The organism is Streptomyces alboniger, from assembly GCF_008704395.1.
Taxonomy (GTDB): domain Bacteria; phylum Actinomycetota; class Actinomycetes; order Streptomycetales; family Streptomycetaceae; genus Streptomyces; species Streptomyces alboniger.
This window is the reverse complement of the sequence record NZ_CP023695.1, coordinates 1969866-1983206: the sequence shown is the minus strand read 5'-3', so window position 1 is coordinate 1983206 and position 13341 is coordinate 1969866. Positions and strand designations below refer to the sequence as shown.

Sequence of the window (13341 nt, the reverse complement as noted above, 5' to 3'; positions counted from 1 at the left end):
CACTGGAGCGGGGCGCCCACGCGCGTGGGCGCCCCGCTTCGGCATGGAGAGGCCCCGGCCCCGAGGTTAAGTCCAACACCCGTCACCGCTTTGTCCATAGGCGCGTCCGCCCCGCCCGGCGCATCGTGATCGGCACCGAGAACCGTCCCGTGGAGGGGTGCCGCATGCCGCCGTCAGACACGTCCGGACCGAGCCGCCGAGCCGTGGTCGCCACCGGGGCGATCGCCGGGGTGGGAGCCGCCCTCGGAGTGGGCTCCACCGCGTCCGCCCACGCTGCCACCGCCCACGCTGCCACCGCCGAACCCCTCGCGGACGAGGTGACCCTGCGCTCCGCCCACCTGGACGTCCGCGTCGCCACCGGCTTCCCGCGCATCGTCTCGTACACCGACCGCGCGAGCGGCGCCGTCCTGCACGGCCGCCGGGACGCCGTCACCACCGTCCTCGTCGACGAGACCGCGCACACTCCGAAGGTCACCGCGAGAGCGGGCCGATCCCGCATCACGTACGTACTCGCCTTCGACGGCGGCACCCGGATCGACGCCGAGATCGCGGTCGAGGGACGCCAGGTCCACTGGCGCGTCACGAGGATCGCCGACACCGACGCGCTGCGGGTCGGCACCCTGCGCGTTCCCGGCCTCGCCCTGCTCTCCGTGCGCGACGACCAGCCCGGCGCCGCCCTCCTCGCCGCCAGGGTCCAGCTCGACAAGGCCAAGAGCGGCGACACCCTGGTCCGGCCGGACAAGGACACACCCGCCGAGGCGCCCGTCGGATGCGCGTACGCCGTCGTCGCGCACGACACCCTCGGCGGGGCCGTCGAGACGAACACCGTCTACGACAAGCCCACCTCCCAGGCGGGCACCACCTGGGACAACGGCCGCCTGTGGCGCGAGACGGTGCGAACGGCCGACTACGTAGAGGCCCGCCTCACACCGGGACAGTGGACCCACCGCGCCGCGACCGCGCCCCTCGACGCCACCGAACCCCTCCCGTACGCCACCGTCGTCATCACCGGCGACCGCAACGGCGACGGCAAGGTCGACTGGCAGGACGCCGCCATCGCCTTCCGCGACGTCATGGTGACCCCCCTCGGCGCCGACGAACAGCACCTGCGGGTCGTCCCGCACATCCCCTTCAACTTCGCCTCGCAGGCCACCAACCCGTTCCTCACCACCCTCGACAACGTCAAGCGGATCCACCTGGCCACCGACGGGCTGCGCCAGTACACGCTCCTGAAGGGCTACCAGTCCGAGGGCCACGACTCCGCCCACCCCGACTACGCGGACAACTACAACACGCGCGCGGGCGGCCTCGACGACCTCAACACCCTCGTCCGCGAGGGCAGGAAATGGCACAGCGACTTCGCCGTGCACGTCAACGCCACCGAGTCCTACCCCGTCGCGAACGCCTTCTCGGAGAAGCTCGTCGACAAGACCGACGAGCAGTGGGACTGGCTCGACCAGAGCTACCGCATCGACCAGCGCCGCGACCTGGTCTCCGGAGGCATCGTCCAGCGCTTCGCCGACCTGCGCGCCCAGACCGGCCACGGCCTGAACGCCCTCTACATCGACGTCTTCCGCGAGTCGGGCTGGACCTCCGACCGCCTCCAGCGGGCCCTGCGCGAACAGGGCTGGACCGTCACCACCGAATGGGGCCACGGCCTCGAACGCTCCGCGATCTGGTCGCACTGGGCCACCGAACCCGACTACGGCGGCGACACCTCCCGCGGCATCAACTCCCGCCTCATCCGCTTCGTCCGCAACCACCAGAAGGACGTCTTCGCCGACAAGTGGCCCACCCTCCTCGGCATCGCCCGCATGGGCAACTTCGAGGGCTGGGTCGGCAAGACCGACTGGCACGCCTTCTACGACCTGATCTGGACCCACTCACTGCCCGCCAAGTACCTCCAGGCGTACCCCATCAAGACCTGGGACGAGCACGAGATCACCTTCTTCGGCCCCACGCGGACGGCCGTCACCGACGCCTCCGAAGGCAAGCGGCGCATCACCACCGACGGGCACCTCGTCTACGAAGACGGCCGGTACCTCCTCCCCTGGGAGCCCCGCAAGGCCACCGACCCCGCCAAGCTGTACCACTACAACCCCACCGGCGGCGCCAGCACCTGGCGGCTCCCGCGCGCGTGGGCGGCCCGCTCCCGCGTCGCCCTGTACCGGCTCACCGACCAGGGGCGCGTCTTCGAGTCGTACGTCTCCGTAGCGGGCGGAAAAGTCACCATCGAGGCCGAGCCCAAACAGCCCTACGTCCTCTACCGCGAGCGCGCCGCCGCGCTGCCGGACCCGAAGTGGGGGCAGGGAACTGCGCTGCACGACCCCGGCTTCCACTCCGGCTCCCTGAAGGGCTGGAAGGTCAGCGGGCCCGCCGCTGTGAAACTCAGCGCCCTCGGCGATCACGAGCTGGTCATCGGCGCGGGCGGCGCAGCCTCCGTAGGACAGCGACTCGCCCGCCTCACGGCAGGCACCTACGTCGCGTCCGTACAGGTCGAGGTCGGCGAGCGGGCGGGGGAGCGGCGCAAGGCCTCCCTGGAGGTGCGCACCCCCGACGGCGTCACCGCGGCCAACTTCACCCACACCTCCACCGCGGGCAACCACGTCGCCGCCGACCGCAAGCACGGCACCCGCTTCCAGCGCATGTTCACGCACTTCACCGTCCCCGAGGGCGGCGGCACCGCCGAGCTGACCCTGCGCGCCGAGGCGGGCCACGCGCGCGTGCGCTTCGACAACGTACGCGTCGTCGCGGCCCACCCCGTCAAGCGGCCCCGGAACACCCTCGTCCACGAGGACTTCGAGCACGTCCCGCAGGGTTGGGGGCCCTTCGTCAAGGGCGACGCGGGCGGCGTCACCGACCCGCGCACCCACATCGCCCAGCGCCACGCCCCGTACACCCAGCGCGGCTGGAACGGCAAGGCGATCGACGACGTCATCGACGGCACCAACTCCCTGAAGTCCCGCGGCGAGAACACCGGCCTCGTCTACCGCACCGTGCCGCACACCGTCCGCTTCGCCCCGGGCAGGCGCTACCGCGTCTCCTTCCGCTACGAGAACGAGAAGGCGGGCCAGTACGCCTGGATCACCGCCGTCGACGCCCCCGCCCCCCGCGAGACCGGCCGCGAGGAACTCCCCGTCACCACCGCACCCACCACCCTCACCTACGAGTTCACGGCACCCGCCGAGGGAGAGGCCTGGGTCGGCCTGCGCAAGACCGGCGACGACGGCACCGCGGAGTTCGTGCTCGACGCGTTCGAGGTGAGCGAGGTCTGAGACCTCTGAGGGGGCGGCCCAGGCCCTCAGGACAGGGTGAGTGCCGCCCCGGCCGTCCCCTCCAGCTCAAGCACCCACACCTCGTTGCTGCCCTCCCGCAGCACGGGGCCCGGCACGTACAGCGTCCGCTGCGGGCCGATCGACCAGTAGCGGCCCAGGTTGAAGCCGTTCAGCCAGACGAAGCCCCGGGTCCAGCCGGGGAGTTCGAGGGTCGCGTCGCCGGGGGCGGTGATCTCGACCGTGCCCCGGTACAGGCCGGGGCGGCCCTCCGCGGCGCCGGTCGCGGGGATCCCCCGTACCGCCGACGGCACGTCGAACGCGTCGAGCCGCAGACCCCGCGCCCGCACCCCGTGCAGATACTGCCGCTCGTGGAGGATCCCTCCGGTGACCCCCTTGGTCTCACCCGTGCGCGGCCCGTAGTTGACCCGGCCCAGCGACTCCACCCACAGCTCCACGCGCGCGTGCCCGGCCACCGGGGCCTCCAGCACGGGCGCGTCCTCGGTCAGGACACCGGCCCGCACCCCGTCCACGTACACGACCGCCAGATCGCGAAGCCCCCGCACGCTCAGCGGATACGGCCCGCGCGGGCCCGGCACCGTCACGGCGTAGCGCACCAGGCCGCGGTCCACGTCCAGCTCTTCGAAGGAGGGCGGTACGGCGTATTCCGCCTCCGGGGTGCCCAGCCGCTCCAGGACCGTCTCCAGCGGCGACCAGTCGGTGAGCGCCGCCGACACGGGGGCACCGAGGACCGGCGGGGGAGGGGGCGGCTCGGGCAGCGGCCCGGACGCGTACGGGGCGAGGATCTCCCTGAAGCGCCAGAACTTCGCCGTCGCACGGCCGAACTCGTCGATCGGCGCGTCATAGTCGTACGACGTCACGTCCGGCTCCAGCGGCCCGTCGTGCAGAGCGCCCCCACCCCGGTTCGCGCCCGCCCAGCCCGCGAAGTTCGAACCGCCGTGCGCCATATAGACATTCACCGACGCCCCGCACTCCAGAATCTCCCGCAGTGCCGTCGCCGCGTCGTCGGCGTCCCGTACGACATGGTCCGCGCCCCAGTGGTCGAACCAGCCGCACCAGAACTCCATGCACATCAGCGGCCCCTTCGGCCGGTGCGCGCGCAGCGTCGCGAAGCCCGACCGTGCCCCCGACCCGAAGTTCGCCGTCGCGAGGACCCCCGGGATCGAGCCACCGGTCAGCATGTGGTCCTCGGGCCCGTCCGAGGTGAACAGCGGCACCCGCACACCCTCGGCGCGCAGCAGAGCGGCCAGCCGGCGCAGATACACCTGGTCCGAGCCGTAGCTGCCGTACTCGTTCTCGACCTGCACCATGAGCACGCAACCGCCCTCGGGGCCGCCGTACTGACGCGGCACGACCTCCCGCAGCACCCGCCCGAACCAGCGCTCCACATGCGCCAGGTACGCCCCGTCACGCGTCCGCACCCGCGCCCCCAACGCACCCGTCAGCCAGTGCGGCAACCCGCCGTTCTCCCACTCCGCGCAGATGTAGGGCCCCGGGCGGACGATCGCCCACAGACCCGCCGCCCGCGCTGCGTCCAGGAAACGGCCGAGCGCCGACACGTCACGGAACACGCCGGGACGCGGCTCGTGCAGATTCCACGGCACGTACGTCTCCACACAGTTGAGCCCCATCGCGCGCAGCATCGCCAGCCGGTGACCCCACTGCTCCTCGTGCACCCTGAAGTAGTGCAGCGCGCCGGAGAGCAGCCGCACCGGACGCCCCTCCAGCTCGAAATCGTCCTCGCCGACCCTGAACCCGCCCATCGCGTCCCCTCCCACCTGCGTACCGCCCGCCTCCGTACCGCCCGCCCACGATCACCTCTGGCGGGCGGCGGGGTCCATGGACAAAGATCGGGTCCCGTTGGACGCAGCGAGCGGGCCGGCGCGGCCCGCACCGGAAGGGGCGTGCGGATGTACCACACCTGGATGCGGTATTTCACTCCCAGCCCGACCCACCACCGGCTCGGCCTCGCCTGCCTCGGCGTCGGCCTCCAGCACGGCCTCCTGCCGACCGTCGGCCCCCGCACCCTCGACCACCACGTCGCCGTCGTCATCAGCGCGGGCGGCGGCTGGTTCCGCGGCCCCGACGGCACCGTCACGACGGTGACCGCGCCCGCCCTGATCTGGCTCACCCCCGGCGTACGCCACCACTACGGGCCCGACCCCGACACCGGCTGGGACGAGTGCTTCGTCGACTTCACGGGCCCCGCCACCCCCACGTACACCGAACTCGGCTACATCGAACCCCACCGCCCCGTCGTGCCGCTCTCCGACGCGGCAGGCGCCCGGGCAGCCGTCGGCCGCATCGCCCGCGCCGCCCGCCGCGGCAACCCCCTCCTCGAAGTCGAGACCGGCGCCGCCGTCCACGAACTCCTCGTCGCCCTGCGCCGCGCCCGCGCCGACATCGCCCCCGACGGCGACCCCGTCCTCCAGGCCTTGGCCCGCGACGCCTTCCGGCCGCTGACCGTCGCCGAACACGCCGCCCGGCACGGCATGACCCCCGCCGAACTGCGCACCGCCGTGCGGCGCGGCGCCGGGTGCAGCCCCAAGGACTACCTCCTCGGCATCCGCCTCGGCCGCGCCAAGGAACTCCTCGCCGCCACCGAACTGCCCGTCGCCGCCGTCGCCCGCCGCGTCGGCTACGACGACCCCGCCTACTTCTCCCGCCTCTTCACCCGCCGCGTCGGCACCGCCCCCGTCCGCTTCCGCGAACAACAGGGCCGGGCCGTCCCCGGCGGCTGGTCCCAGCAGATACCGGACCCCGACCACCCGCCGATCCTGCGCTCCTCCGCGGCGGGCGGTCCCGAACCGGCAACGTAGGCTCGTGGCCCATGAACACCAGCCACACCAGTGACGCGAACGGCGTCCCCGCCTCCGACGCGAGCGCACCCCCCACGGTCGACGCGAGCGCGCCCCCGGCCTCCGACGCGGCCGTGCGCGCCGAGCTGTCCCGGCTGCGCGACAGCATCGACAACATCGACGCCGCCGTCGTCCACATGCTCGCCGAGCGCTTCAAGTGCACCCAGCAGGTCGGCCACCTCAAGGCCAACCACCACCTGCCGCCCGCGGACCCGGACCGCGAGGCCCGCCAGATCGCCCGGCTGCGCGAACTCGCCGAGAGCGCCAAGCTCGACCCCGCCTTCGCCGAGAAGCTGCTCAACTTCATCATCGCCGAGGTGATCCGCCACCACGAGACGATCGCGAAGTCCTCCTAGACCCCGCCCCGGCGGCGCGGAGATCTTCGTCCTACACCGCGGCCCCCGCCATCGGGCAGCATGGCCCCATGCCCGCACTGACGCGCGACGAAGCGCAGACCCGAGCCCAGCTCATCGACGTCCACCGGTACACCGTCGAGCTCGACCTGACCCAGGCGGCGGACCCCGCCCGCGAGACCTTCGACTCGCGTACCGTCATCCGGTTCGGCGCCCGCACCGACGGCGCCACCTTCGTCGAGCTCAAGCCCGCCGAACTGCGCTCCGCCACCCTCGACGGGCGCCCCCTGGACCCGGCGGACCTCGTCGACAACCGCCTCCCCCTCGACGGGCTCACCGCGGGCGAGCACGAACTGCGCGTGGACGCCGCGATGCGCTACTCCCGCACCGGCGAGGGCATGCACCGCTTCACCGACCCCAGCGACGGCGAGACCTACACGTACTCCCAGCTGTTCCTGGAGAACGTCCAGCGCGTCTTCCCCGCCTTCGACCAGCCCGACCTGAAGGCCACCTTCGAGCTGACCGTCACCGCCCCCGCGGGCTGGACCGTCCTCGCCAACGGCATCACCGAACACCAGGGCGACGGCACCTGGCGGGCCGCCGCCACCCCGCCCCTGTCCACCTACCTCGTCGCCGTCGCCGCCGGCCCCTACCACTCGGTGCGCACCGAACACCGCGGACTGCCCTTCGGCATCCACTGCCGCCGCTCCCTCGCGCCCTTCATGGACGCCGACGCCGACGAGATCCTCGACATCACCCGCGCCTGCTTCGACCGCTACCACGAGAAGTTCGACGAGCCCTACCCCTTCGACTCCTACGACCAGGCGTTCGTCCCCGAGTTCAACGAGGGCGCCATGGAGAACCCCGGGCTCGTCACCTTCCGCGACGAGTACCTCTTCCGCTCCGCCGTCACCGACACCGAGCGCCAGTCACGCGCCATGACCATCGCCCACGAGATGGCCCACATGTGGTTCGGCGACCTCGTCACCCTCAGGTGGTGGGACGACATCTGGCTCAACGAGTCCTTCGCCGAGTACATGGGCTTCCAGACCACCGCCGAGACCACCCGCTTCCTGGACCCGTGGACCGCCTTCGGCATCGCCCGCAAGACCTGGGGATACGACGCCGACCAGCGCCCCTCCACCCACCCCGTCGCCCCCGACCCCCACGCCGTGCCCGACACCGCGTCCGCGCTGCTCAACTTCGACGGCATCTCCTACGCCAAGGGAGCCGGCGCCCTGCGCCAGCTCGTCGCCTGGCTCGGCGAGAAGGACTTCCTCGCCGGCATCAACACCCACATCGCACGGCACAAGTTCGCCAACGCCACCCTCGACGACTTCATCGACTCCCTCGCCCACGCCACCGACCGGGACGTACACGCCTGGGCCAAGGCCTGGCTGCGCACCACCGGCGTCGACACCCTCACCCCGAAGGTCCTGCACGCCGGACGCGAATGGACCCTCACCCTCGACCGCGACGCGGGCCCCGGCGCCCCCGACGGCGGCCGGCCCCACCGCGTCGCCGTCGGCGTCTACGACCGCGACCTCTCCGGCGCCCCCGGCCTGGTCCTGCGCGAGCGCTACGAGACCGACGTCCCCGCCACCGAGACCGCCCAGCCCCGCGACGGCGGCCGCCCCGCCCTGATCGTCCCCAACGACCAGGACCTCACCTACGCCAAGATCCGCCTCGACGACACCTCCCAGGAGACCGCGCTGCGCGGCCTCTCCCAAGTCCCCGACGCCCTGACCCGCGCCGTCCTGTGGAACAGCCTGCGCGACATGGTCCGCGACGGAGAACTCGACGGCGGCTCCTACCTGACGGCGGCCCTCGCCCACCTCCCCGAGGAGAGCGACCTCGCCATCGTCCAAGGCGTACTCGCCTTCGCCACCGACCACATCGCCGACCGCTACACCGGCCCCGCGGAGCGGCCCGCCGCCCTCGCCGCCCTCGGCGAACTCTGCCGCGACCTGATCCGGCGCACCGAGGACGGCTCCAACCCCGGCCTGCGCCTCACCGCGGTCCGCACCGCCATCGACGTCGCCACCCAGCCCGCACCCCTCCAGGTGTGGCTGACCGAAGGCACCGTGCCCGGCGGCCCCGAACTCGACCCCGAGCTGCGCTGGCGCGTCCTCGCCCGGCTCGCCGTGCTCGACGCCACCGACGAGGCGGCCATCGCCGCCGAGCTGGCCAGGGACCCGAGCGCCACCGGCCGGGAAGGCGCCGCCCGCTGCCGTGCCTCGCTGCCCGACGCCGCCGCCAAGAGGGCCGCGTGGGAGGCGATGTTCGCCTCCGACGAGCTGTCCAACTACCTCCTCAAGGCCACCGCGCAGGGCTTCTGGCAGCCCGAACAGGCCGAGCTCCTCCAGGAGTACGTCCCGCGCTACTACGAGGACGCCGTCACAGTCGCCGCGCGGCGCGGCCCCGCCGTCGCCGACATCGTGGGCCGCTGGGCCTTCCCCGCCCCCCTCGTAAACGCCGAGACGCTCCGGCTGGGCGAGCGGTGCCTGCGCGACGCGGACCCCGTCCCCGCCCTGCGCCGCAAGTTCATCGACCAACTCGACGACCTGGCAAGGGCGTTGCGCGTCCGGCAGGGCGCGGGCAAGGGCTGACCGAGGTCCGCGGACGTAGGTCCCGGGGCCTACGCCCCCTGGTCCCAAACGACGATTCGGTTCCCGGCGGTACCGGCCTAGGCTCGATCAAGAGCCGGGCCGGAACCCGTCGGCACGGCCGCCGCCACCAGGACCCTCAGGGCCATCGGGCCACCCGGCCGTCGAGCTGACCGGCCCCCGGCTACCGGGTCGTCGGGCCGACCGGCCCGATACCACTCGGCCGCCGGGCCACCCGGCATCGGGCTACCCGGCATCGGGCCAACCCGGCATCGGGCCACCGGCCCCTCATGGCTCTCCGGGTCCTAGGCACGCTCAGGACCAGAAGGAGCCACCCGTGATCGTCGTCACCGGAGCCACCGGAAACGTGGGCCGCGCCCTCGTCACCCAGCTCACCGCCGAGCAGGCCCCCGTACGCGGCCTGACCCGCTCCCCGGAGCGCGCCGGCCTCCCCGCCGCCGCCCAGGTCGCCCGCTTCGACCTCTCCGGCGACCAGCCCGAACCGGCCGACCTCGCCCCGCTCCTCGACGGCGCCACCGGCCTCTTCCTGCACCTCCAAGCCGTCGGCACGCACACCGAGGCCCTGCTGGAAGCGGCCCGCGCGGGCGGCGTCCAGCACGTCACCGTCCTCTCCTCGGGCACCGTCCAGGACGGCGCCGACACCAGCCACCCCCTCTACGTCGCGCACGCCGAGCTAGAAGCGAGTGTCACGGCGAGCGGCCTCGCCCACACCTTCCTGCGGCCCAACGCCTTCGCCACCAACTCCCTCCAGTGGGCGCCCCAGATCCGCGTCGGCGACACCGTGCGCGGCCCGTTCCCCGGCGCCGTCACCGCCCCCATCCACGAGGCCGACATCGCGGCCGTCGCCGCCCGCACCTTCCTCGACGACGGCCACCAGGGCGCCGTCCACCGCCTCACCGGCCCCGAGGCCGTCACCACCGAGGAGCAGATCCACATCATCGGCGCCACCCTCGGCCGCACCCTGCGCTTCATCGACGTACCGCCCGAGGAAGTCGGCCCCGACCTCTTCCCGCACGTCCCGCCGCAGATACTCCCCGCCCTCCTCGCCTCCTTCGCCGAATCCGTCGGCGTCGCACCGGAGATCACCACCACCGTCGAAGCCGTCACCGGCAAGCCCGCCCGCACCTTCGCCCAGTGGGCACAGGACCACAAGAACGACTTCCGCCCCTAGCACCCCGGCCCGCACCGACACGTTTTCTCCGCACGGCAGTACCACTTTCGGGTTCGGTTCGCCGAAGTATTCGGGCACGCCGCTCAGGTGGCGTACAGGCTGGTGCCCCTGTACGCACACCCGGAGGGCATCCCCGATGAGCACCCCGCGCACGCCGCCGCCCCTCGCCGGAGGCGCCCAAGGGCCCGACGCCCTCAGGCCGTTGCTCGCGGCCACCCTCGACGCCCTGCGCGACGGGGCGGCGGCCCGGGGCGGCCCGCTCCCCGCCGGCGGCCCCGACGCCGTCACCGCCAGGGTCCGCGCCGCCGCCGAACCCCTCCTGCCCGAGCACGGCACCAGCCCCGAAGCGGCCCTGCGCACCCTCGTCCACACCCTCGCGGCAGGCGCCGCCGACCCCGCCGACCCGCTGTGCGCCGCCCACCTGCACTGCCCGCCGCTCGCCGTCGCCGCCGCCGCGGACCTCGCCGCCTCCGCGCTCAACCCCTCCATGGACTCCTGGGACCAGGCCCCCGCCGCCTCCGCCCTCGAAGCCCTCGTCACCCGCGCCATCGCCACCCGGATCCACCCCGGCGCGGACGCCCTCGTCACCACCGGCGGCACCGAGTCCAACCAACTCGCCCTGCTCCTCGCCCGCGAAACGCCACCCGCCCAGAGCACCGGCACCCCCGTGCGCCTCGTCGTCGGCGCCAACGCCCACCACTCCCTGCCCCGCGCCGCCTGGCTCCTCGGCCTGCCCCGCCCCGTCACCGTGCCCACCCCCACCGGCACCCTCGACCCCGCGGCCCTGGCCCAAGCCCTCACCGCACTGAGCGGCCCCCCGGGCACCCTCCTCGTCGCCGCCACCGCCGGAACCACCGACGCGGGCCTCATCGACCCCCTCGACGACATCGCCGACCTGTGCGCCACCCACGGCGCCCGCCTGCACATCGACGCCGCCTACGGCGGAGGACTCCTCTTCAGCGACACACGCAAGGAACTCCTGCGCGGCATCGACCGCGCCGACACCGTCACCCTCGACCTGCACAAACTCGGCTGGCAGCCCGCCGCCGCCGGACTCCTCGCCGTCCGCGACCCCCACGACCTCGCCGCCCTCACCCACCGCGCCGACTACCTCAACGCCGACGACGACACCGACGCCGGACTCCCCGACCTCCTCGGCCGCTCCCTGCGCACCACCCGGCGCCCCGACATCCTCAAGATCGCCGTCACTCTCAAGGCCCTCGGACGTCGCGGGATCGGCGACCTCGTCGACCAAGTCTGCGACCGGGCACAGCAGTTCGCGGCCCTCGTCGAAGCCCACCCGCGCTTCGAGCTGTACGACACACCGGCCATCAGCACCGTCCTGTTCCGGCCCGTCGACGCCGACGACACCGACCTCGCCCACACACGAAGGAAGCTGCTCACCGAAGGCACCGCCGTCCTCGGCCGCGCCGACCTCGGCGGCCGCAGATGGCTCAAGGCCACCCTCCTCAACCCGCACACCCGCCCCGACGACCTCACCACCCTCCTCGACCTCGTCGACGGACAGAGCCGCACCACCACCCCCCGCCTCGCGGAAGGAAGCACCCCCCGATGACCGGCACACCCGACCACCCCGGCCCCCAGCCGCGCAACACCCCCGAAGACCCCCGCGACCTCGTCGGCATCGGCATCGGCCCCTTCAACCTCTCCCTCGCCGCCCTCGCCCACCCCCTCGGCGAACTCGACACCGCCTTCTACGACCAACGCCCCGACTTCCACTGGCACCCCGGCCTCCTCATCGACGGCGCCACCCTCCAAGTCCCCTTCCTCGCCGACCTCGTCACCCTCGCCGACCCCGCGAGCCCCTGGACCTTCCTCAACTACCTCAAGACCCGCGAACGCCTCTTCCCCTTCTACTTCGCCGAGCGCTTCCACATCCAACGCGCCGAATACGACGCCTACTGCCGCTGGGTCAGCGAGAACCTCCCCGGACTCCACTTCGGCCACCAGGTCGACGCCGTCCGCTGGAACCCCGAACGCGACCTCTTCGAAGTCGACTACACCCAACTCGACACCGACGGCGAGGCCGAAGCCCTCGGCCGCACCTACACCAAGAACATCGCCCTCGGCGTCGGCACCACCCCGCACATCCCCGAACCCCTCAAACCCCTCGCCGAAGCCCCCGCCGTCCCCGTCATCCACTCCGCCGACTACCTCGACCACCGCGAACAACTCATCGCCGCCGAACACATCACCGTCATCGGCTCAGGGCAGTCCGGCGCCGAAATCTTCCTCGACCTGCTCCGCGCCCGCCCCGCGGGACACGAAAAGATCCACTGGCTCGCCCGCACCGAAGCCTTCGCCCCCATGGAGTACTCCAAGCTCGGTCTCGAACACTTCACCCCCGACTACACCCGCTACTTCCACGCCCTGCCCGAGGCCGTCCGCGACGGCCTCGTCCCCCACCAGTGGCAACTCCACAAGGGCATCGACGCCGACACCATCGCCGCCATCCACGACGAGCTGTACCGACGCACCCTCCACGGCGGCTGGCCCGACACCGTCCTCACCCCCGGCGTCCACGTCCGCACCGCCGGACGCGTCGCCTCCACCCGCGTCGAACTCCATCTGGAACACCTTCAACAAGGCACCCGGTCCCGCCTCACCACCGACGCCGTCATCCTCGCCACCGGCTACCGCGAACGCCCCGTCGACCAGCTCCTCGCCGGCCTCGACCCCTACATCCGCAAGGACTCCTCCGCCCGCCCCCGCATCGACGAGCAGTACCGCCTCACCCTCGACCCCTCCATCACCGCCACCGGCAGCAACATCTACGTCCAGAACGCCGAACGCCACACCCATGGCGTCGGCGCCCCCGACCTCGGCCTCGCCGCCTGGCGCAGCGCCACCATCCTCAACACCCTCACCGGCAAGACCCCCTACCCCCTGCCCCGGCGCACCGCCTTCACCAGCTTCGGCCTCCGCACCCCCGACCACCCCACCGACACCACCCCCCGCATCGGCGAACAACGCACCCACCTCGTACGCCTCAAGAACTGAGCCCCCCCGGAGCCACAG

The 13341-nt window shown here is 72.9% G+C and carries 8 protein-coding genes; 7 read left to right on the top strand and 1 reads right to left on the bottom strand.

Features of this window, described 5'->3' with window-relative positions:
- Positions 1–164: 164 nt before the first annotated feature.
- Positions 165–3275: an endo-alpha-N-acetylgalactosaminidase family protein gene (locus CP975_RS08710; RefSeq protein ID WP_055531964.1), complete on the top strand. Its 3111-nt coding sequence runs from the start codon at positions 165–167 to the stop codon at positions 3273–3275.
- A gap of 26 nt (positions 3276–3301) precedes the next feature.
- Here the strand turns inward: CP975_RS08710 and CP975_RS08705 are convergent, their stop codons facing one another.
- On the bottom strand, positions 3302–5056 hold the full coding sequence (locus CP975_RS08705; RefSeq protein ID WP_055531965.1) for a glycoside hydrolase family 35 protein: 1755 nt from the start codon (positions 5054–5056) through the stop codon (positions 3302–3304).
- A 147-nt stretch (positions 5057–5203) separates the two neighbouring features.
- Here CP975_RS08705 and CP975_RS08700 point away from each other — a divergent pair, with 147 nt between their 5' ends.
- The 6 genes from CP975_RS08700 (at position 5204) to CP975_RS08675 (ending at position 13323) form a co-directional block, all read left to right on the top strand.
- Positions 5204–6112, top strand: a complete 909-nt coding sequence (locus CP975_RS08700; RefSeq protein ID WP_055531966.1) for a helix-turn-helix domain-containing protein — start codon at positions 5204–5206, stop codon at positions 6110–6112.
- A gap of 11 nt (positions 6113–6123) precedes the next feature.
- Positions 6124–6507: a chorismate mutase gene (locus CP975_RS08695; protein ID WP_246201436.1), complete on the top strand. Its 384-nt coding sequence runs from the start codon at positions 6124–6126 to the stop codon at positions 6505–6507.
- A gap of 68 nt (positions 6508–6575) precedes the next feature.
- Complete coding sequence (pepN, locus tag CP975_RS08690) at positions 6576–9113, top strand: aminopeptidase N (RefSeq protein WP_150476728.1); 2538 nt, start codon at positions 6576–6578, stop codon at positions 9111–9113.
- A gap of 334 nt (positions 9114–9447) precedes the next feature.
- Entirely contained in the window at positions 9448–10302 is an 855-nt protein-coding gene (locus CP975_RS08685; protein ID WP_055536332.1) for an NAD(P)H-binding protein, read from the top strand.
- Between the two features lie 136 nt (positions 10303–10438).
- The gene (locus CP975_RS08680; protein ID WP_150476727.1) at positions 10439–11878 is read left to right on the top strand and encodes a pyridoxal phosphate-dependent decarboxylase family protein; all 1440 of its coding nucleotides are present in this window, start codon (positions 10439–10441) and stop codon (positions 11876–11878) included.
- On the top strand, positions 11875–13323 hold the full coding sequence (locus CP975_RS08675) for a lysine N(6)-hydroxylase/L-ornithine N(5)-oxygenase family protein (RefSeq protein WP_150476726.1): 1449 nt from the start codon (positions 11875–11877) through the stop codon (positions 13321–13323). Before CP975_RS08680 ends, CP975_RS08675 begins: the two co-directional genes overlap by 4 nt.
- Positions 13324–13341 lie beyond the last annotated feature (18 nt).